The 21,091-nt window shown below is 41.1% G+C and carries 17 protein-coding genes and 1 pseudogene; 3 read left to right on the forward strand and 15 right to left on the reverse strand.

What is annotated here, in order from left to right; genetic code table 11:
• The 11 genes and pseudogenes from V7K40_RS04955 to V7K40_RS05005 form a co-directional block, all read right to left on the reverse strand.
• Window positions 1–652, reverse strand: a pseudogene (locus tag V7K40_RS04955) (TIGR04282 family arsenosugar biosynthesis glycosyltransferase); the annotation flags it as partial.
• A gap of 32 nt (window positions 653–684) precedes the next feature.
• Window positions 685–1,239 carry a type II secretion system protein gene (locus tag V7K40_RS04960; RefSeq protein WP_334957283.1) on the reverse strand — a complete coding sequence of 185 codons (555 nt, stop codon included), beginning with the start codon at window positions 1,237–1,239 and terminating at the stop codon, window positions 685–687.
• Complete coding sequence (locus tag V7K40_RS04965; protein WP_334957285.1) at window positions 1,217–2,293, reverse strand: glycosyltransferase; 1,077 nt, start codon at window positions 2,291–2,293, stop codon at window positions 1,217–1,219. The genes V7K40_RS04960 and V7K40_RS04965 overlap by 23 nt, the downstream gene beginning before the upstream one ends.
• Window position 2,294: 1 nt before the next feature.
• Window positions 2,295–3,287 carry a hormogonium polysaccharide biosynthesis glycosyltransferase HpsE gene (gene hpsE, locus V7K40_RS04970; protein WP_334957287.1) on the reverse strand — a complete coding sequence of 331 codons (993 nt, stop codon included), beginning with the start codon at window positions 3,285–3,287 and terminating at the stop codon, window positions 2,295–2,297.
• Window positions 3,288–3,308: 21 nt separating this feature from the next.
• On the reverse strand, window positions 3,309–4,268 hold the full coding sequence (hpsE, locus tag V7K40_RS04975; RefSeq protein ID WP_334957289.1) for a hormogonium polysaccharide biosynthesis glycosyltransferase HpsE: 960 nt from the start codon (window positions 4,266–4,268) through the stop codon (window positions 3,309–3,311).
• Between the two features lie 194 nt (window positions 4,269–4,462).
• The gene (locus tag V7K40_RS04980) at window positions 4,463–5,170 is read right to left on the reverse strand and encodes a type II secretion system protein (protein WP_334957291.1); all 708 of its coding nucleotides are present in this window, start codon (window positions 5,168–5,170) and stop codon (window positions 4,463–4,465) included.
• A 25-nt stretch (window positions 5,171–5,195) separates the two neighbouring features.
• Window positions 5,196–6,203 (reverse strand): hormogonium polysaccharide secretion pseudopilin HpsC, encoded by a 1,008-nt coding sequence (gene hpsC, locus V7K40_RS04985; RefSeq protein ID WP_334957293.1) that lies wholly within the window; start codon window positions 6,201–6,203, stop codon window positions 5,196–5,198.
• Window positions 6,204–6,289: 86 nt separating this feature from the next.
• Window positions 6,290–7,051 carry a hormogonium polysaccharide secretion pseudopilin HpsB gene (gene hpsB / locus V7K40_RS04990; RefSeq protein ID WP_334957295.1) on the reverse strand — a complete coding sequence of 254 codons (762 nt, stop codon included), beginning with the start codon at window positions 7,049–7,051 and terminating at the stop codon, window positions 6,290–6,292.
• A 24-nt stretch (window positions 7,052–7,075) separates the two neighbouring features.
• Window positions 7,076–11,683 (reverse strand): hormogonium polysaccharide biosynthesis protein HpsA, encoded by a 4,608-nt coding sequence (gene hpsA, locus V7K40_RS04995; RefSeq protein ID WP_334957297.1) that lies wholly within the window; start codon window positions 11,681–11,683, stop codon window positions 7,076–7,078.
• Window positions 11,684–12,293: 610 nt separating this feature from the next.
• Complete coding sequence (locus V7K40_RS05000; protein ID WP_334957298.1) at window positions 12,294–13,124, reverse strand: PIG-L family deacetylase; 831 nt, start codon at window positions 13,122–13,124, stop codon at window positions 12,294–12,296.
• Window positions 13,125–13,229: 105 nt separating this feature from the next.
• Window positions 13,230–14,606, reverse strand: a complete 1,377-nt coding sequence (locus V7K40_RS05005) for a glycosyltransferase (protein WP_334957299.1) — start codon at window positions 14,604–14,606, stop codon at window positions 13,230–13,232.
• A 234-nt stretch (window positions 14,607–14,840) separates the two neighbouring features.
• On the opposite strand from V7K40_RS05005, the gene V7K40_RS05010 reads away from it, so the two are divergent.
• The gene (locus V7K40_RS05010) at window positions 14,841–15,032 is read left to right on the forward strand and encodes a hypothetical protein (RefSeq protein WP_334957301.1); all 192 of its coding nucleotides are present in this window, start codon (window positions 14,841–14,843) and stop codon (window positions 15,030–15,032) included.
• A gap of 59 nt (window positions 15,033–15,091) precedes the next feature.
• Here the strand turns inward: V7K40_RS05010 and metH are convergent, their stop codons facing one another.
• From metH to V7K40_RS05025, 3 genes are all read right to left on the reverse strand, one after another.
• Entirely contained in the window at window positions 15,092–18,622 is a 3,531-nt protein-coding gene (gene metH, locus V7K40_RS05015) for a methionine synthase (RefSeq protein WP_334957303.1), read from the reverse strand.
• A gap of 201 nt (window positions 18,623–18,823) precedes the next feature.
• Window positions 18,824–19,177, reverse strand: coding sequence for a type II toxin-antitoxin system PemK/MazF family toxin (locus tag V7K40_RS05020; RefSeq protein ID WP_334957305.1), 354 nt, complete (start codon window positions 19,175–19,177; stop codon window positions 18,824–18,826).
• Window positions 19,158–19,361 (reverse strand): hypothetical protein, encoded by a 204-nt coding sequence (locus V7K40_RS05025; protein WP_334957307.1) that lies wholly within the window; start codon window positions 19,359–19,361, stop codon window positions 19,158–19,160. Before V7K40_RS05025 ends, V7K40_RS05020 begins: the two co-directional genes overlap by 20 nt.
• 266 nt (window positions 19,362–19,627) lie before the next feature.
• Here V7K40_RS05025 and V7K40_RS05030 point away from each other — a divergent pair, with 266 nt between their 5' ends.
• Window positions 19,628–20,269: a DUF4126 domain-containing protein gene (locus tag V7K40_RS05030; RefSeq protein ID WP_334957309.1), complete on the forward strand. Its 642-nt coding sequence runs from the start codon at window positions 19,628–19,630 to the stop codon at window positions 20,267–20,269.
• Window positions 20,270–20,325: 56 nt separating this feature from the next.
• Here V7K40_RS05030 and V7K40_RS05035 read toward each other — a convergent pair whose 3' ends face one another.
• Window positions 20,326–20,751 (reverse strand): hypothetical protein, encoded by a 426-nt coding sequence (locus V7K40_RS05035; RefSeq protein WP_334957311.1) that lies wholly within the window; start codon window positions 20,749–20,751, stop codon window positions 20,326–20,328.
• Between the two features lie 174 nt (window positions 20,752–20,925).
• Here V7K40_RS05035 and V7K40_RS05040 point away from each other — a divergent pair.
• A partial coding sequence (locus V7K40_RS05040) for a leucine-rich repeat domain-containing protein (protein WP_334957313.1) occupies window positions 20,926–21,091 on the forward strand: 166 nt, incomplete at its 3' end.

Here is a 21,091-nt window from a genome sequence, read left to right on the forward strand (position 1 = left end):
AATAACCCCCTAACTGTTAAGGGAGAAGTCGGATTTTCTTGGCTCTGTTCAATATAACTGAATGTAACAATACTATCTTTGGCAACTTGGTATGATAAATTAAGTTTCTGGGCAATGTCCACAGTTTTCTGGAATACTTGAGCAGTTCCCCACTCGATGTTAACGAATAACTCCGGGATGGGTTGACGCAAACCAATTAAGTAATATCCACCATTGATCGCAGGGCCAAATACAAGGTCAAAGGTATGTAACTTCTCAAACGCTATTGCTAGAATCTGGGCATTCACTCCAGGACAATCTGTGCCGATGATAATAACTTTTTCTGCTTCAAATAGAAAAGCATTTCTAAGCGATCGCGCCATCCACAAACTGTCGATCCCCTTCACCTTGAAACTGGTAAACCAAATCTAACCGCAGCTAGTCTTGCATGAGTTGCGAATCGCTACCTGCAAACCGCACTTCCACAGATATGGCAATGGCTTTTTGCAATTCTTATAACCTGAAATATTGTATATTCACTCATCTGGCGTTGAAGATTGGCAGCACTAACATATCCTAAAGCAGGTATCAATCAGATTTTTGTCTTACCTGGTTCTGGATAGCGGGTGAAAATAATCAGGTGCTGTTTTAGGTTTGCTGGTAAGTTTAGCACGCAATACCTTGTTTAAATAAACTAAAAATATCTTAATAGCAATATTTACCGTTTTCGGCTGTGCTATGGTCTTTTTCAATTCGCATTGCTCCTAAAATCGTAGAAACAACAACACACCGCTTCACTTTACCACCATACTTGCTTGATAGTGTTATCCTTCCTAGTGGCGGTTGCCTGACATTACCTCTGTAATCAAATTGGATTTGTCTGATGCCATTTGACTCTTGTAAGGTTGTTTCCGCATCTAAGCGCACATTGGAATCTAGGTTATTCCAGTTAGCGTTAGATGGGTTTACTGTAGCAGGATGAACCGCCCATTGAATAATGCCGTTTTGCTCACGAAAGCTAGCTTGCCAAGTCAATTTTTCCTTGGTAGCTTGCCTTTGGGCTTGGTGCATGGCAAGGTGAACTTTGTTTTGGGCAGTGTTGAGGCGTTGAGTTTCCACAAAAGCTAGCCAGTTGGGTATTTCCAGCGTAGCTAATATACCAATTAATACAATAACTACTAACATCTCTGGTAAGGTAAAACCACTGTTATAGTGCTTATTCAAGAGATTTTTTGCGTTAACTAGAGATCGTAAATGCATCTAGGTATCCATTTTTGTTTTCTGGTCGGTTTTTAGCTACCCAGGTGTTGAGGAATGTTTCAGTTTCTTGGCTTCTTACTTCGCGCCGATTAGTAATACTGTAGAGTAAGGTGGGTAAGATAAAAATTATGATAATTTTCAATAACAATTTTAAGGTGAAATTTATATTCTGAAGTCTTGAAGGGTCGTTAATAAAATACTTCCACAGAAATCTAGCAGCGGCTATAGCTTTTTGTTGATTAAACGGCTCTTGTAGGGCTTTGCAGGTCAAGTATTTATATAAATTTGCTAGGCTTATATTCCAACTATGCTTAAGTGTCGTTCGCGTAGCGTCTCGTAGAGATGGTCTTACCTTGTACGCTCTCTCAAGCAATTGTAAGCAGGCTTTTTCCTGCCTGACAAGATTGGAAGAAACTGAATTATAACTTATGCGATATAAGATTTGTACAGATGGTACACATATAAAATCAAATTTAGAGGCTAATCGCAGCCACATATCCCAATCTTGAGCTGCACTTAAAGATTCGTCAAAGCCACCTAATGTAATTAAAGCTTTTCTACAAATTAAGGGATTGGAACCATTCTCTAAAAAGTTATTTATTAACAAATTTTCATAAACATTTCCATTAACATTAATGCGCTTGCCTAAAAGTAGGAATTTACCATTTGCATTAATATAATCAGTCCAACTGTAAGCAACTTTCGTAGTAACATTTTCTTGCAGAGCTTTTAACTGACACTGAAGTTTATCAGGTGTCCAAAGATCATCTGCATCTAAAAAACTAACAAATTCTCCAACTGCACGGTCTAGCCCTCGGTTACGGCTGACGTTTCCGCCAGCATTAGAATAGGAAAACACTTTTATTCGTGAGTCTTGGATTTGTGTAACAACTTCTAAAGTGGAGTCTTGTGAACCATCATTTATTATAATTAATTCAAAGTTAGTAAAAGTTTGATTTAAAGCAGACTGAATTGTGTGCTTAATAGTCTTTTCACTATTATAAGCGGGGATGATTACAGAAATTTTTGGTAAATTTTTGCTGGATCTCATCATTTTATAGGGCTAATTTATTTTTTAATATTCTGCCTAAATTACATTTTAAGTAGTAAAAAGGACTCATCATACTAGCTAAGTAAAACTCCACCTCAAAAAGTGCAATTAGATTATTATTCAATTGCCCTTTATACTGAATGAGGTGCTGTAATGCTCGGCGTAAATTTCCTAAAATAGTTTTCACAAAAACTATTGGTTTTTGCCAATTTTTAGTATTTATCAAGCGTAACTGGAAAATACACAAGCCACAGCCGCGTGCCAAAGTTAAGAGGTAATCTTTCTCAAGTCGCCAATGTGGTATTTGATGATAAGTATGCATGGTAGGGTTATACCAAATTTGCCAACCTGCATAATGTATGTAAAGCAATGGTTCATAGTCATCACCCTGCACCAAAATACCAGGCAACTTACCGCTTAAATTAGGCCGTTGTGGTACATTTTCACACCATACTTTTTTCCGAACAACAAGCGCCGCCCCAGGAGGAAGTCTTAAATTATCAGCATCAAATAAATGTGGATTTGAGCCATGTTCTCTGATAGCTAAAAAAGCTTGAATTCTTTCAAAATCTTCTGGCGGCTTTACTTCAAAATCTCCATGAATCTGTCCACTCCAAGCACCTGCTTGAGGATGCCCTAATCCAAAGGTATATGCTTCTGATAACCAATCAGGTGCAGGTAAGTTATCATCATCTAGAAATGCAATTAGCTGCCCTCTAGCTTCACGTACTGCCCGCAGTCGTGCAAAAGCGGCTCCCTGTTCGGTTTCTAAAAAATATCTGAAATGACAGTTTCCATCATATATTTTTTGGTAATTCTGGATTATTTCAGATGTATTATCAGAACTATTGTTATCCACAATAATAATTTCCCAGTTAAGTTTTTCTACTCCTGTCTGGGTTAATAGCTTATCCAAAATTATAGGTAAACGGGTTGCTCCATTATATGTAGGAATGGCTACGCTAATGTCTAAACTTTCAACTGCTAATTTAGTCATAATACCTAACTTTTTGATAATTTATTTTTTAAAATATCCATTTTTCCAAAGATAAAAAGGACTCATGAAACTACTTAAAAAAAGTTCCATTTCACAAGCAACTACTAAATCATGTTTTAGCTTAGTTCGATATTTGAGTAAGTGTAAAGTTATTTTACGCAGATCATTAATCATATAAGATAAAAGAGCAATTGGTCTATACACCTGTTTTATGTTAACCATTCTCGTTACATAACGGCTAAGTCCAATACCTCTAAAAAACGGAATCAAATAATCTTTTTGTAACCTAAAACTTGGAATTTTGTGAGAGATTTCCATTTCTGGGTTATACCAAATTTCCCATCCTGATTTTTGGATGTGAGACAACATTTCTAAGTCTTCACTGGTAAGCATATTGCCTTTAACTCTCCCAGTTAAAATAGACTTCTCTGGTACACTTTTAGCCCAAGCTTGTCTACGGACAACAAGTCCGGCAGAGGGAGGTAGTAATTTTTTGGCTGCTTCATATAATAGCGGTAAATTACCTCGCTCTGTAATTGCCAAGAATGGAGCAATTCGCTGAAAGTTTTCTGGTGGTTCTACTTCCCAGTCAGGGTGAATTTGACTGCCATAAGCTCCTGCCTTGGGATACTTTTCACCAAAAGCATAAGCTGCGGATACCCAATTTGATACTGGGTAGTTGTCATCATCTAGAAAACCTATGAATCTACCTTCAGCTTGTTGCACTGCCCTTTTTCGGGCATAAGCTGCTCCCTGTCGCGCTTCAAAGCAATACTTTAAAGGGTAAGGACACTGCCAATTTTGTTGATAGGTTTGAACAACTTTAGCTGTATTGTCAGTGCTGTTATTGTCTACAACTATAATTTCCCAAGATAAATTTTCGGTGTGAAGTTGGTTTTGTAGTCGTTCTAGTAGTTCAGGCAAACGATTTTCACCGTTATAAGTTGGGATAGCTACAGTAAAGTCAAGGTTTTCAGTCATTTGGCAAAAGTTACATTTTGATATTTTGATTATGACGCTTTTTATATGTTCAGCCAATGGCTAATTTGTTACTCACTATTAAATAAATCTATCAAACATTAAAACTGCATATGATGTTTCAATTTTGCTATCAATGTGCAGTTTTCTGTTCAGTATTATTGCTTATTTTTATAAATTTATACTATGTAGATTATTTAGTCGCACTGAGGGGAGTCTCTTGCTGTGAGCATTGAGCCTAAGAGAGTTTTCACAATCACGCATCGCTTTACGCTACTAGGCAATGTAGAATTTGCAGAGCTTGGTACAGCTACCACTATTTTTAACCCAGGTGGCTCTGTCAAAGGGGCTATTGGTGTTCCAAAGCTTGCATTGGGTAAAGTCCCCATATAGTCAAAGGTAATTTTTGTTGATGTACTTAAACTGTAAGATATAGATGAACCAGCAGTGTTTTCATTAGTGAGATTTGTACCTAGCAGAAATTTATCAGAGCTAACGCCTACATCCGCCCCTAAAGGTTTCCATCTGCTGATTCCAGTATCGGTACGATAAATAGCAACCTCTACATTTTGGGTTGTGGTATTTTTCTGAAAACTGACACTGTAGCTAAGTTTTTTGTTTTTAGCTTGGCGCTGTGCTTCTTGCAGTGCAGCTAAAACTGCGTCATTAACCTTGTTTACCCGTTGCCGATTTACAAAGGCAACCCAACTAGGAGCTGCGATCGCTGCTAAAATTCCGATCATCAGAATTACTACGAGTAATTCCAGCAAGCTAAAGCCAGCATCTTGTTGGTTGTATCCAAAAGCATAACGCAGCCTGGTAATTAGATATTGGTGTTTACTGGTTTCATTTCTACTGTTTAGGTTAAATAACTTCAAACTTAACTTTTCCATAATGGCTGCCATTAAGTAATCCTTTAAACTTCAGCATTTATTTAGTAAATAAGTATCCGCGTCCTTGTACTCGTATACTTGCATTTGGAAAATAAGTTTTGCTGCTATCTTTATAATTAACGTTATCGTTTTGTAAGCGTGCGAGTGCATTGCCTCGTAAAAATACTTGTGCTGTTGTATTAACTCTATCAACACAGGCATAAAAGCTAGTCATTTTAGCTGTATCACGAGTATTGAAAGAGGCTGGTACGCTGAAAGAGGCTGGTACGCTGGTGAGAGAGCAGACTGCCGTTGGCGCGGGATTTGAAGCGTCGTCAGTTTTGGTTTGATCAATAAAGTCAACAAGTACTGTGGTATCGGCAGTGTAACTTGCTGTAGCTTTTGTCCAAGCATTCATCTTTTGTGTTATCGTGCCTGTTCCATCAAGCTTAAATAGAGCAAAACCTGGACTAGGACACTGACCGGTTAAATACTTCCCACAAGTTTCTGTACTGCTGGGATCTGCTACACCATCCCTAATTTGCCATCGGGCGATACGAGCAGCTTTAGACCAAGTAGTACTAGTGTCTTTAATTAAATAGTAGGCAACTAATGAGTAAACAAAAGTATCATTTTTTTGAGTACCTGTAATTGTAATTGCTTGACTAACTAATTCTCGCTTCCAAAAGACAAGCACAGGAACTCTGTCTGTTGCAGTTGGGCTAGGTAGTTGATTCCCAGTTGTACTTGCGTTTGGGCAAGTATTAGTATCAGCAGTACCTGTTAGACAAGCAATTCCAGTAGCATCATAAATATAGATTGCCTGTTGTAAATCACGGGCAATGTAATCTAGTGCAGCTTGAATTTCTTGCTCAGAATTTGCCTTGGCTTGTTCCTTTCGGTCGGTGTCCAGAATATTGATCATGAATCCTAGCAACGGCGTGATGATTAGGAACGCCATGATCATGCCTACCAACAATTCAATTAGGGTAAAACCATCAACTTGCTTAATGCCCTTGGAGCGCTTCAGGTGTATACTGAGCAGAAATTTTAGTGTCCTTATCATACTGCGGTATTCTCTTTCCTAATAGATGCACAGCGATTAATCGCATAAACAGTGATCGCTCGCATAATATCAACTTGCCCAGTTTTTTATTGGCAACTTTGATTTGTTGCAGTACCCAGTCGTTGACATAAAGCCTGAAATGTAGTGGTACTGTTACCAATGTCGGTTGTCATTTCAATTAATGGTGCTTTGCGGCTACCTAATCCACCAGTGAAAGGTGTTTGTGTTTTTTTAGTATCATCGCTGGCTGTTAAGGGAAAGTCAGCATCTGCTCGATAAACCCTAATTCCCAGACGATAGCCATCATTTGCCTGACTCCCGGTAACTTTAATTTGAGCAGCCTGAATGTAAAATAAGTTGTCGGTATTGCTACTACAGTCTGGATTACTAATAGTGCCGTCCTTTTTAAAGCAATATAAGGTATTCTTAGTGGAATCTTCAGGAGGGGGCATCTTTGTACTGCTGTTGTTAATTAAATAGTCTTGTGGTTTACCTGTTACAGCTGGTATAGCTGGTGTAGCTGCTGTAGTTCCTGTAGCTGCTACAGCAGCTACAGCAGCTACATCTGAAATGCGTCTGGGCGCAGCTGATGTAGAAGCAGCAAGTGTAATAACTGTGCTTGGGGCTGTAATTGCTCCAGTTCTAATGCTATCAATGAATGTTTTTGCCGCTTGGGTTGACAGTTCCACGCGTCGAGACTGAACTCGCGTTGCTGTTGCCAGAACTATTACAGGCGCGATCGCTGTTAGTAAAATAGCAACTACCAGTAGCGCTACCAACGACTCAATAATCGTAAAACCAGACTCACCAGAAGGACATATTTCTTGTTGTAGTTTGCGTTTAATCATTGCGAATCACCAACTTTTAAGATTTTATGATTGGCAGCTAGAAGGACGTTGAGTTTGATCGTTGATAGCATAAATATCATCATTCACAGCAACCGTTCCTTTGGTGTCTTTTGCACACAACAAAGTTGCTACCCAAGCGTCATCTCTACCAACTTCCCGGAAGTACTCATTTGGCAAATCATCTGGGGTTCTCACCAATTTTTGAGCAAACAAGTCAGGCGACTGAGAAAGCAACGCTACATCATAACCCCACTGCCGTTTAGGAGCTATATAGAAAGGTATTTGACTAGCACTACTACCATTATTAGCGATCGGATATTGTGCGACATCTAATGCCGAAAATGGCCCAGTAGCAAAAGCACTGCGCTTGAACTGGATAAAAGAGCCATTAAATATAGCGGCAGTAGCTAGTCCCTTGTCGTTGCCATCGCCTGTCTTTTTGCCGGGACTCTTATCGCCCGTAGTTGGATTCCAATTTTCTAAGAAGCGGACAAAGTTGTGTAGACCACCATTATCTTCTGTGGGGCGAGATGGTGTGTCCCCTCCTGCTGCTGCTAGGTTGAAGGTGGTATCTGTTGCCGCCCATTGCATCCAATAAGTATTCTGTTGATTGCCAGGACCCATTAGATTATCCCGTCCTGATGGTGATTGATTTCCGTCAGTAGTGCTGAAAGCCACTTTAATTTGTAAAACCGGCGATAAAATTGGTTGGGTTTTTGTACCAGCACTAAATGTTGCTGGTGATAATATTGGGGAATTATTATCATCACTGTTTTGTGATTGGAACCATAGAGCATTAGCTGTGGAATCTGGTCTATGGGTAGAACCAAAAGTAGCCAGTGGAAATGCAGTTATTTGCCCGCTCTTGATACCTATAATGATTGGTTTACTATTATCAAGTACAAGTTCTCCAGATGTAGTATCACGTTGAAAGGCAACACGACGAGGATAGCTTAGATAACTGGCATCGGGTGGCACAGCTGTTGTACCAGCCTTGTGCTTAGTAATTTCAAGGGTAGAGGCGAGAGAGTTGGTAGTATCTGAGGCTTTTATCCCTGCTGGATATGTCGTATCACCAGGTAGGGTTACGTACCAATCAGTAGCTGGATCGCAAGCTGAAACAGGTAGTTTCTGACATACTTCCATTAAATACTCTGGGCTAGTTTTCCTTCGCTGTATGGGTGTAACAAAGTTATTGAGGTAAGAACTACTTTTACTGCTAAGGGGCAAGCCGTCACTACCATACCAAGCAGCATTGATGACATTGGCGTTGTTGGTAGCAAAACCATTGTTCTTAAATCCGGTAGTACTGGTAATGGAATTAGTATCTCCCAAGTTATTATTTAGGTCATAGTCTCCATCGCTGCGGAAACCCAACTGGAAGCTATTAGAAAGTAGGGTTATAGCATCGGCTATAACACTTGCTGGTCGCCATGAATCTCCAGTAGTACAACTTGGTAGCCTTGGATCACCCGAACGACAGGCAAAGTTAACGTTGAGTCCGGTGCGGCTATAAAAGTTGCTAAAATCGGCTAATAGTGCTGTTGTGAACTCTTGTTGAGCATTGGGAGGACTACTAAAGTCACTGTGAAGATTAAAGTTGCCCTTAACATACACAGGCAAGTTTGAAGCCAAAATTAGACCTTTTTCTGTATCTCTATAGGTTGATGTCCGCCAGATTTTGTCACCGTTGATTAAGATAATGGCGTTAGGACGGCGAGTTGGGTCAAGTATATAGTCTACAGGACTTACTGTCTTTTGGTTTGCTCCCGTTGCACTCGCATCCAAAAGCGCATCATCACGGGTAGCATAGACAATACCGCTATTTGGCAATAAGTATTCTGTTGCTGTTACACCACCACTAATAGTTTGTCCTCGCAGCTTGTTAATATCTAATACTGTGGCGCGAATTTCTAGGGGTTGACGCTGTTCAATTGCAAGGTCATAGTTGGCCGCTGGTGGTACATTTGCCGTAACCGTTCCATTACCATCTGCGTTAGTGAATGTTTCTACACCAGGTGTTGAGTTATCTGCATGAATTGCCTTAACCTGCCTGGGGTCGAGAAAGGCAGTTTCCATAATTGCACCGTGAGGAATATTAGGAGTACCCTGAACGGTAATAGTGCCGTCTAAAATTTGTATGGCGCAAAGTGCAGATTCAACAGCAGACCTTTCTGAGAGATTACGGTCAGCCGCAGTTTTTGCCAAAGCATTTTGAAGTAGCTGATTCACCCAACGCCCATTGGGATACTTCAAGTTTTTTTGGTAATTTAGGATGTTTGCATAAGTTGTTTCACTCGTAGTGAAATCAGCCGGCACATTGTAGACTACACCGTTGTTGGAATTCCCGGCGTTGGCAGCAGTGACATTTGCACTAGGGTCAGAACCAATAGGGGAGGCATTAGGTAAACCTTCTTTATTTGTAGCACTAGTACTCTTAGTGGGATCGTAGTAGCTACTAACACAAGCAATAGGTGCTGGAGTATCCTGGTTGTAACTGGCAATGTTGTAGTGATAAACTGCTGTTGCCCGCATCCGCAGGTAAGGCGTATTTGCATTGTCGGGGAATATGATATTTGCATCCTTGGTACTACCAACAGTTGCAGCTGTGGAAACAACTGGCATCATATCTGACCAGATTTTGTCTGTAGCTGTCTTGGCCGCTGTGTATTTAGCACTTGTTTCAGTAGTGGTAAAAGTACTAGGCAAATAAATTCCACCACCAGTAACTACCCGTAAGCCACCTACAGCATCTTGGGGATTTGTTGGGATTTTAGCTGCTGACAATTCCCAGTCTTTATCTCGGTCTGTGGCTCCCAAGTCAGCCAGCTGCTCAACGCCAGTACGACGAGTGCGAGTTCCTCCTCCAGTGTTGTCCCATGTAATACCTGTGATATTTTGGGTGTCTTGTGGATTTGGCCCAACAAAGCTTGTTCCATTCCACCAAAGTTGAGGTAGATTATTACCAACTGAAATGCGATCGCCTAAAAATGCCTCTTTACCATCTGGGTCTTTTTGTAGAGTAGTTGGTTCAGTTGCAGATGGTTGAAGCTTTGTACCACTATCTGGATTCAGTGTCAGCGTACTATAACCAGTACCCGTTTTACCGTCAGTAGGAACGGTGGGATAAATCCAAGCATCTGGTGGACGTAGCGTATCGCCACTACCATTTAGTGGGCTGGTTGTTGCGTAAGTACCCAAAGCATCCCCATTAAAACTAACTTCTGCAAAAGGTACGCGACGGGTGCGCTTTTGAAAGTAAAGCTGTAGCTGTTGTTGGCGGAAGTTAGCTTGTTCATCTGCTGTGAAATCTGATGCTGTTGAGTTCCGCTTCTGGTATTCCTGGTTAATACCGTTGGTAACTTCTGTCGGGTCAGTACTAGCATCATTAGCCTTCTGTACAGAAACTAAGCGATTGATACGCTGCACATAAGCTAGGCTGTTATAAGCTATAGCGCTCGGACCCTGGGTAACTGATTTTTGAAAATCAACCTCAGTCGGATTGGTGCTTGTTCCCTGGAATAAATGTACTTTGGTACTGGGAGATATATCACCACCATCTGTAAATCCACCAGAGGCCGTATTCCCACCAGCAACTATTTTGGCATTGTCAGCTTCGTAGAAACATGATGCCTTACTGCTAACCTGATATAGCGTAATTCCTGTTCCTCCTCCAGTCAGGAAGTTACTATTGGTAAAAACCCGTCCATTCAGCTTGAAGGCGGGGCCTGGAGTGAGGTTTATATCGTCCTCATAAATAACTGCGTTGTTAACCAGAGGAAGTTGTACGCGGTCTTGTTGATACTCTAGGGCAGAGAAACCTTTATTGCCTTTATATTGCTCATAATTAGTAGTATCAGCAGGTGTACCAGTAATAGGAACAGTTGCGGTGTAAGCAAAGAAGCTTTTTTTCAGTTTGCTACCGATATTAAACCAGCCAGTATTACCTACTAAGCTGGCACTTGTACCTAAAATATCTCCACAATCTCCACTCAGACCACCAGCCGCCATTGGTGGAGTTCTCGCCTCTAAGGAGTTTCTTGCACGCGTATATGCACCACTACTTATTGGAGGATTTTTAAAGTAAATTCCGTAAAGGGTATAACTATCAAATTTGCCGTTATTATTGGTATCAACTGGATATAGCCATGACGTTTTTAGAAATTTAATGTCGTCTATTTCATCTTTATTTAAAGCCAGTCTCAGTGGAGTTTCATCGCCAAAAGTATATTCTTTTATATTAAGTGTCAAAGTAGAGTACAACGCCTCATCTGTTGGCGTAGCTCGTGGTAGCCGTCCATCTTGAAATAGCTTGTTTAATTTAGCTCTAGCGCGATCAATTGCCGGAGTTGCAGCATTGAGAGTAGCCTCATTTACTCGAACATTACTAGCATTTTGGGAACGTTCAAAAGAGCGAAATAAAATTGCAATTGTTAATAGTACAACAACTACAGACACCATTGCCACCGTTGGCAAAACAAACCCAGCATTTCCCGTACCACGTCTTCTATTAGTGGTAAAAATAGTTCTTAATAGCCAAATAATTTGCTTTTTTATTGTAGATAAAAGCTGGCTACTAAGTTTTTTTAAATTAAATATTACTGCCTTGAATAACTTGCGTCTTACAGACATAGAAGCTCCCCTGCAAAGTGTTTGTTTACAGATTTGAGAATGTTGATTTTATAGCTAATTCAGCCTATTATGTAAGTTTTAATTAAAAGGTGAGACTTTTGATTGATATGAAACATAACCTTGCTTAAACATTGTTAAAAAGGCAGTAGCAAATTAACAAATACGATTTATTCAATTTATATCATGTGTTCATTTTGTGGTTAATACCGAAAATTACTGAAATTATCGTAATTATTTAATTTATGCCTGCTTATAAAATAAAATTTATCTTTCTATGGAATACTGAGGTTACAGAAACAAAACCTGCATTTCCACAGGCTAATTAAGCTCACTTTGATAGAGAAATAGTATAATTTCAACTTAACTTTGTGGAAATCTTTTTTATTCAAAGGTAGCTTTATGAAGATGTTGTCAGCATACTAAAGTTATAGTACCCACCTGTTAAAGCAAAAATATCAGTTAGGGGCAAAATAATATGAAAAAATTTAAAACCTCCCTGTAGTGGGGAGGCGGCAGAGTGAATATTCTTAATTTCAAGCAAATACGCAGTAATTAGGTTTAATAGTGAATAGCTGAATTACACTGTCGTTTGCACAGGCTATGTATTAGATTATTGATTTGACGACAAAGAAGTCGGCTTGAAAAAAATTTCATACGGTACGAAAAATCGCCGTAGGAACCCAGGCTTTAATACAGCAGAAGTTTCAGCATCAATAGGTAGGCACTGGGAGCGGTAGGCTTCAAGCGCCTCTATCTTCTCGCTTTGAACAGAATGAATAGATATACGGTAAGCAGATGCTAATTCACCTAGTTTCAGGTCACGGAAGAGTAAAGATTTCCAGAGAATCCAAATAGGGTACTGGAAAATATCAACCTCTATTTCAGAGTGTTGAATTGCTGCTAGCAGTAATTCATAAGTTACTTCGTGGTCTTTAATCCGGTCTTGGCGGTGAGTCACATAAACCTCCCCAGGCTGGAAGGATTTCAAGAGTTGAGCAAGTTGTTCAATTGTTTGTTGGCGCTTGCTTGCATCTAGATATTGAAGCTGACTATCTGGTTTGTCAAGAAAGTAAATTTGGCTCTTGTCTATGCCTAAGATGCTTAAAGCACAAAGCGCTTCCTGCTTACGAATTGGAACTATTTCACCAGATTGAAACTTGGGATGTTTGCCATGACTTGCTGCTCCATCTGTGACAAAAACAATCTGGACTGGCACATTCTGTTCTCGCTTGAGTCTAATTAAACCACCACACCCCAAAACTTCATCATCCTGGTGCGGTGCAATTACCATCGCAGATTTATGATTAACTTTCATTGGTTTACTACCAATATGCAATAACCAAAGAAACTGCACGCTACTTATAAATTCTGGCAATTTATGATTGTATAATCGCCAAATTTTGTTTTGTACTTGATGAAGGAAATGTTTAACGTTCAGCATTCTCTTCATTCCTTTATTGTATCTCTGAAAATCGGTTTCATTCATCTCTACAATATTGACTCGTGAGTTATATTTTATTCGGATTTATCTACCCATAAAGAGAAACTACCGTTGTAGGTTTTTATATATGGTTGCTAAATCTGCTGCCTGCATATTTACTGTGCGAACAGGTTTAATACCTTGGCGCAATTTCCACAGTAAATTAGTATCAGTTGCTAATCTCTCAAGAGCTTGAGTCCAAGCTTTAGTATCGTTAGCAGTCACTAACCAACCATCAATGCCATGTCTAACAAGTTCAGCAATACCCCCCAAGTTAGAGCCGATAACAGGTACAGATAGGGAGTGGGCTTCTAATACAACCAACGGTCCAGTTTCCAGGCATTGGGAAGGTACAGCCAGTAAATCATAGCTAGCTAGAGTTTGGGGTAGCTCTTCTCTTGGTAGTTGTTTATTTACACGAATTCGAGGATCGTTTGCTATCAAATTAAAGATTTTTTGGCGATATCGCTTATCCTGCGTTATTCCATAAATGGTCAACTCAATCTTTACTTGCTGAGGTAAATCTTTAACTGCCTGTACTAAAATTTCGATACCTTTATATATATCCCAACGTCCTAAAAAAACTACTTTTAAAGGGTCTGATTGGTGTTTTGTCTGTGGTAATTTTCCTTGTGCAGTATAAGAAATTCCATGTCGAGAGAGAATGAGCTTTTCTTCAGGTATGCCGTTGATAAGTAGAGCTTTATAAAGCCAATCACACACTATCACAATGCGGTCAGCATATTTTGCCATTTTTAGCAAACTTTCTTTACGTGCAGCAACATAACCAGGCACGACAAAAGGACGTACAAACCTTCCCAGATTGCCATCGTCTACTGAGGCTGGAAGATATGCACTCACAGGCATTGGTAAGCGGCTAAGGAGATCCAAGGGCAAATGGCTCAAACTATTGACCATTGCAGCAGGTAGCTTTTTGCTCAAAGTATCAGCACACTGGGAACAGCGGACCACATCAATTTTGCCATCACAAACTTTCTGTCCATTGAACATCAAAGTAATTCGCTGGCAAACGGGTACAGCATAGTGTACTGTCAACACTGTTGCCATGCCTAATTCTTTAGCTAATCGCAAATGAGGCAACCCACAATATACTTCCCAATGGTGCTGATGATATATGTCTGCTTTTTGGTTAGTTAACCAATTAGCGAAATACTCAAATTTACCATGCGGGAATTGTCCATGATTTGGTTCTGTTTTGGGTGCAGGAAATACAGGATATCGATAAACTTCTACGTCGTTATATTTATAAGTTTCTTCTTTTTGGGAACCGTTACTAGCTGCTGCTATCTGGATGTCAATATCATGCGTATGCTCCGCCAAAGCTAAGAGCGATCGCAATTCTGGCAGTAACTCGGTGAGGTTTACTTGAATACCACCACATTTATCTGGGAAATAACGAGCAAGAGCTTGAATTACTTTCATAATAGGAATCTCCAAGACAGTAAATCTGCTCTTGCTATTTTACGCGCTGTATTATGAATTACCCAATAATAGCTGTGCTTCAGTAAAAACCATAGAGGTTCTCAATTGGGTTAAATACAGTCGCTTCTTAGTGGGGCACAGCTAGAGCGCCAGTCCAGTAGAAGTAGTTGACAAGATGTATAGTTTATTGCAGAGGCTAATTTATAGGAGAATAAGGTATGAGGAGTGCAAGCTATGCGTCCATTGATCTGGGAACCTCCAATAGAACTGTCAAGCAAAGAAGAAAAAGTAGCGAAACCTATACGCAAAGCTAAGTTATTTGTATTTTTGAGGCAAGTACGACACGAATTATTTGACCCAGACTTTCAAAGGGAGTTAGCAACGGTATTCAAGGATAGTAGTGTCGGTTTACCCTCTCCTTATTAAGGAGAGGGGATATGGATTAAGTACTAACAGCTCTCTTTATTAAGGAGAGGAGATATAGATTAAGCACTAAAGTATTTTGCTAACGGGTGGTAAGCAATAATTGCAGTGGTAGATTGTTCTGGATAAAGTTGTTCACTTTCATCCATATACAAGTTAATCCTGTCACTCTTCAGTAACTCCAGCTGCTTGTACTGATCTTGAATATTTGGGCAAGCTGGATACCCAAAGCTATATCGTGAACCACGATAGCGTTGTGCTAATATATCACGAATATTGTCGGGTTCTTCAGCAGAAAAGCCTAACTCCCGGCGAATTCTGGCGTGTGTCCACTCAGCTACAGCTTCCGCCATCTGCACCGCCATTCCGTGGAAATACAGGTAATCTGTGTATTGATTGGCAGCAAACAGCTTTTGGGCGAACTCTGTTGCAATATCCCCCACAGTTACCGCCTGCATTGGGAACACATCAATAATTCCCGACTCCTTCGGTGCAAAGAAATCTGCTATGCACAGCCGCCTTAAAGACCTTTGTCTGGGAAACTCGAAAGTTGCAACTTGTTGTGATTGGTTTTGTGAGTCATATATATGTAGAGAATTCCCCTCAGCTTGGCAGGGGAAATACCCATAAATCACCTGGGGATGCAACAGATTTTCCTCAATAATCAGCTGTTTCCAATTTTCCAAAACTGGGTACACTTTCTCAGCTAAGAAAGCCTGATATTCTTCCTTAGATTGCTCTTTTGGTTTGCGGAATTGCCACTGTCCAGCAATCAAAGCTTGTAAATCTAAATGCCAGAATATTTCCTCAATGGGAATATCATTAGGCTGCAATAACTGTGTTCCCCAAAAAGGGGGTGTCGGGCGTTCAATATCTATCGTTACTGTTTCTGAACGCCGCGTATCCACCTCTTTTGGTTCAGCAGATGCTATTTCCTTAGCAGTTGTGGTAACTGATTCTTTGTGACCATTTGTCGAAACTTCAGTAATTTCAACTTCGTTCAAAAATCCCTGCAAATCTTCCCAGTTACCAGCAGCTTTAGCTGGCATTAATTTATCCATGAAGTGCAAGTCAGAAAAGGCATCTTTGCCATAAACAACCTTACCTTTGTAGGTTTTTTGGCAATCTTCATGCACAAATTTGGGAGTCAGCGCCGCACCACCTAAAATCACGGGGACAGTAATTCCTTTTTCGTTGAATATTTCCAAATTCTCTTTCATGAAGGCGGTGGATTTTACCAGCAAACCACTCATGGCAATACAATCAGCTTTGTGCTGTTCGTAAGCGTTGATGATGTTTTCCACTGGCTGCTTAATTCCCAGGTTAATTACCTTGTAGCCATTGTTGGACAAGATAATATCCACTAAGTTTTTACCAATATCGTGGACATCACCTTTCACAGTGGCAATGATAAAGCTTCCCTTACCATTGTTGCCTGATTCTGACTTTTCCATGAACGGTTCTAGATAGGCTACCGCCGCCTTCATGGTTTCCGCAGATTGCAAGACGAAGGGTAACTGCATTTGTCCTGAACCGAACAATTCCCCAACAACTTTCATGCCATCTAGCAGGAAGGTGTTGATAATTTCTAAGGGGGGATATTCTTCTAAGGCTTTTGTGAGATGTTCTTCTAAACCAATGCGTTCGCCGTCGATGATATGGCGCTTGAGACGTTCTGGGATGGGGAGACTTTCATCTAAGGAGCGATCGCGTTTTGTCGTTACCCCGGCAAACACTGTGGTAAGCTCTCCCAAGGGATCATAAACGCAAACATTACCCTCAAATTTCCGCTCGTCATAAATCAACTGGCGACAGATTTCTTGATGGCGTTCTTCAATCTTCGAGAGCGGTAAAATTTTGTTAGCACTGACAATCGCTGCATCCATTCCCGCCGTCGTCGCCTCGTGCAAAAACACCGAGTTCAGCACCATCCGCGACGCTGGATTCAAACCAAAGGAAATATTGGAAACACCCAAAATTACATGACATCCAGGCAATTCTTGACGAATGCGGCGGATGGATTCAATTGTGGCTTTACCGTTTTCTCGGTCTTCTTCAATCCCGGTGGAAATTGGTAGCGCCAGGGTATCAAAGAATATTTCTGTAGGTGGTATGCCATATTCTACAGCTTGACGGTATGCACGCTGTGCGATCGCAAACTTTTTGTCTGCTGTCCGTGCCATCCCATCTTCATCAATAGTACCAATGACTACACCAGCACCGTACTTTTTCGCTAACTCCAGCACCTTCAAAAAGCGCGGTTCCCCATCTTCGTAGTTGGTGGAGTTCAGCAAACACTTACCACCGGCAATCTTTAAACCCGCCTCCATCTTTTCCCATTCGGTGGAGTCAAGCATTAAAGGTAATGTCACATTATTAACAATGCGCGAAACTAATTCGTGCATATCTCGCACGCCGTCGCGTCCCACATAATCGACGTTGACATCGAGGATGTGTGCGCCTTCTTTTACTTGCGCCCTCGCCATTGAAACGAGTCCATCCCAATCTTCGGCATTTAACAAATCGCGGCACTTCTTGGAACCACTGGCGTTGAGACGTTCACCAACAATCAAGAAGGAATTATCTTGCTCGTAGGGCTGAGTGGTGTAAATTGATGCTGCTGCTGGTTCTAAGCTAGGATGTCTAACTTTTGGCTTCAGACCTTTAGCGACTTCTGCCAATTGTTGAATGTGTTCTGGACGCGTCCCACAGCAACCCCCAATCACTTGGACACCCAAATCTTCAACAAAATGCATCAGTGACATCCGTAATTCCAACGGTGTCAGGCGGTAGTGCGCTTGACCGCCGACGTTCTCAGGTAAACCCGCGTTGGGAATACAGGAAACGATGAAAGGTGAATGTTCTGCTAGATACTTAATATGTGGTTTCATCAAGTCTGGCCCAGTGGCACAGTTCAGACCGAGAATATCTATTGGGTAATGTTCCAGAATTGTCAGCACAGCACTGATTTCGGAACCAACCAACATTGTGCCCATGCTTTCCATTGTCACAGACACCATCAACGGACGGCGATCGCCTTTTTTGGCAAACAATTCTTCAATTCCATTCAGCGCCGCCTTAATTTGCAGCACATCTTGGCAAGTCTCGACAATGAATAAATCGACACCACCATCCCACAGCGCTTCTGCTTGTTCAGCAAAAGACGCTTTCATGGTGTCAAAGTCAATATGTCCCAAAGTTGGCAGTTTAGTTGTCGGGCCGATGGAACCTGCCACAAACCGGGGTTTTTCTGGCGTGGAAAATTCCGCAGCCACACGCTTGGCCAATTCTGCGGCTGTCTTGCTGAGGTAGTATGCTTGGTCTGCCAAGTCATATTCTGCCAGCACCAGGGACGTACTGCCAAAGGTATCGGTTTCAATGACATCAGCACCAGCGGCGAGAAAGTCTCGGTGAACCTTAGCGACAGCTTCGGGTTTCGTGTGGACTAAGTATTCGTTACAACCTTCATACTGTGGACCGCCGAAGTCTTCAGCAGTCAGGTTTTGGGTTTGGAGGTTGGTTCCCATCGCCCCATCGAAGACGAGGACTGGGCTATCTGGACTACGCAGGCGTTCAAGGAAAGGATGAGTCATATTTTCCTAGAATAAATGAGCAAATCAAGTGAGTTTTGTGATACTCGACTTACTTTATTATTTTCCCAAATTGTGATATTTTTAGCACTATTTAATCAAGTCTGGTTTTCTTTATATAGCGGTTCTCTGTTGAGTTAGGTAGAAGAACCCCATCCCCAACCCCCTAAGAGCAAGCGAGGAGGAGGTTATGATTCGGAAAAGCTATAATTCTAAAGCCGCTATTAGACAAAAATTCACCTGATTAATCGCCTCAGAGGAAAGAGAACCCAGCTTTCTGAGAATCATCGGTTTATTTAATGTAAAAATTGACTCACAGCGAACTACAGACTCAACTCTAATACCAACGCTGGCAATTTCATCGCCCGTTATTAAGTATTGCGTCACAGCTAAAGGACGATTAGTGTTGGAAGTACAAGGCACGACCATCAAATCATCAAGAATTTGATTCAATTGATTTGCCGAAATAACAACAGCAGGGCGAACTTTAAACTGTGTGAATCCGGTTGAAGGCATGGGTACTCGACACAATACGACATCACCGCGCTGTAAGTTCATCAGCAAATACTTCGTCGTAAATATCATTTTCAGGACTTACCCAATCCTGATAAGCCTGAGATTCGACAGTAGGACTAACAGATTTTTCCCCATTTTTAAAAGAAAGAGCTAAATCTAGCAGTGCTGATAACTGCTCATCATTCAGTTGTTCAATCACACTTAGAAGTTCTTGACGAATACTCATGGCATTGCCGACTGCTAACTATATTTAATGTATGCCATAAGACGATCGCCTGTAGCTTTGGTGGTGCCGCAGCTACACCCGTAGTAGACATCGCTATTTATAAATTTATCGTAGGGGTATGGCATTGCCCGTTGACAGAGGTGAGGTTTCACTGATTCTACACATAGTCAGATGAAATATTTTCATCAAGTTTCATATCTTGGGATCACAGCTGAGAGTTGTCACTTTGTTCAGCTCAAAGATGGAAAAAACACCAGGAGTATAACTTGAGTCCTACTATGGATTTAATTTCTTTGTTCAACCTAAATACATTTATTGAATTATTACTGGGGATTAGTTTGAGTGCGGCGGCTGGCTTCAGAGTCTTTGTACCACTGCTAGCATTGAGTGTGGCTTCAGTTTTTGGACATTTTGATTTGCCGACTGACTTTGATTGGCTGGAAACACCTCAAGCTGTAATTGTCTTTGCAGTCGCTTGTTTGCTGGAAATTACCGGTTATTACATTCCTTGGTTGGATCATCTGCTGGATATTGTTGCCACACCTGCGGCATTTATCGCCGGGACAATCGTAACAGCATCTGTTGCTCCAGAGATGAATCCACTGGTGCAATGGACGTTAGCTTTAATTGCAGGTGGTGGAACTGCAGGATTAACTAAGGGATTAATGAATACATTGCGGATAAGTTCTACAGGCGTTTCAGGTGGATTAACCAATCCAGTTGTGTCAACCATTGAGTTGGTCTTCGCAATCGGACTGTCTGTGCTGGCGCTAGCTTTACCAGTGGTAGCAGGAACGATTGTGATTGGTTTTCTAATAATAGCTATTCAAAGAATCTGGAATTTCTTCTTCAATAAACCATCTTCTCAAACTAACGAAACCGTCTCTCCATCAAGAGAATTGGGATAAGTACTTATGGATTTGTTTCAGAACTGCGTAGGCGTAGCCCGTCGTAGACATCGCAATTATAAAGCGATCATAGTCTTCGGGTGTGTTAGCGCGAAAGCGTAACGCACCCTTTGATATTCGTGAATGAGTCTTTTAGCTCCGTTGACGAGTCTTTGAACTCCATTAACGAGTCTTTGAACTCCGTTGACGAGTCTTTGAACTCCGTTGACGAGTCTTTGAACTCCGTTAATGAGTCTTTTAGCTCCGTTGACGAGTCTTTGAACTCCGTTGACGAGTCTTTGAACTCCGTTGACGAGTCTTTTAGCTCCGTTGACGAGTCTTTGAACTCCGTTGACGAGTCTTTTAGCTCCGTTAATGAGTCTTTGAACTCCGTTAACAAGTTTTTGAACTCCGTTGACGAGTCTTTTAGCTCCGTTAACAAGTTTTTGAACTCCGTTGACGAGTCTTTTAGCTCCGTTAACGAGTCTTTGATACTCGTGAATGAGTGAATGTTATTGCGAGGTTAGCGATGTCTACGACGGGCTATGCCTACGCACCCTACTAATTTAAACATGACAGCCGTTTTTATGCAGATGAACACACTAATCCAGTCTCTAATGCTTAGTTGCGATATACTACTTTAGTAAATATCGCTACAGAGTTGGTGAGGTTTGCAGGTGACAAACAAAGAACTGTTGCAAATTCTTGAAAAAGCTGCCAACGAAAAGACAACAGAGCTAAACCTCTCTAACAATCAACTTAGCAGCCTGCCGCCAGAAATCAGCCAACTCTCCAGCCTGACAAGGCTATCCCTCAATAACAATCAACTCAGCAGCCTGCCGC

This window comes from Nostoc sp. (genome assembly GCF_036917195.1).
GTDB lineage: Bacteria > Cyanobacteriota > Cyanobacteriia > Cyanobacteriales > Nostocaceae > Nostoc.

Excerpts from the sequence above, each read along its gene's own strand:
- V7K40_RS04960 (WP_334957283.1), bottom strand. The coding sequence starts at position 1,239 with ATGCATTTACGATCTCTAGTTAACGCAAAAAATCTCTTGAATAAGCAC.
- V7K40_RS04965 (WP_334957285.1), bottom strand. The coding sequence starts at position 2,293 with ATGATGAGATCCAGCAAAAATTTACCAAAAATTTCTGTAATCATCCCC.
- hpsE (WP_334957287.1), bottom strand. The coding sequence starts at position 3,287 with ATGACTAAATTAGCAGTTGAAAGTTTAGACATTAGCGTAGCCATTCCT.
- hpsE (WP_334957289.1), bottom strand. The coding sequence starts at position 4,268 with ATGACTGAAAACCTTGACTTTACTGTAGCTATCCCAACTTATAACGGT.
- V7K40_RS04980 (WP_334957291.1), bottom strand. The coding sequence starts at position 5,170 with ATGGCAGCCATTATGGAAAAGTTAAGTTTGAAGTTATTTAACCTAAAC.
- hpsC (WP_334957293.1), bottom strand. The coding sequence starts at position 6,203 with ATGATAAGGACACTAAAATTTCTGCTCAGTATACACCTGAAGCGCTCC.
- hpsB (WP_334957295.1), bottom strand. The coding sequence starts at position 7,051 with ATGATTAAACGCAAACTACAACAAGAAATATGTCCTTCTGGTGAGTCT.
- hpsA (WP_334957297.1), bottom strand. The coding sequence starts at position 11,683 with ATGTCTGTAAGACGCAAGTTATTCAAGGCAGTAATATTTAATTTAAAA.
- V7K40_RS05000 (WP_334957298.1), bottom strand. The coding sequence starts at position 13,124 with ATGCTGAACGTTAAACATTTCCTTCATCAAGTACAAAACAAAATTTGG.
- V7K40_RS05005 (WP_334957299.1), bottom strand. The coding sequence starts at position 14,606 with ATGAAAGTAATTCAAGCTCTTGCTCGTTATTTCCCAGATAAATGTGGT.
- V7K40_RS05010 (WP_334957301.1), top strand. The coding sequence starts at position 14,841 with ATGCGTCCATTGATCTGGGAACCTCCAATAGAACTGTCAAGCAAAGAA.
- metH (WP_334957303.1), bottom strand. The coding sequence starts at position 18,622 with ATGACTCATCCTTTCCTTGAACGCCTGCGTAGTCCAGATAGCCCAGTC.
- V7K40_RS05020 (WP_334957305.1), bottom strand. The coding sequence starts at position 19,177 with ATGAACTTACAGCGCGGTGATGTCGTATTGTGTCGAGTACCCATGCCT.
- V7K40_RS05025 (WP_334957307.1), bottom strand. The coding sequence starts at position 19,361 with ATGAGTATTCGTCAAGAACTTCTAAGTGTGATTGAACAACTGAATGAT.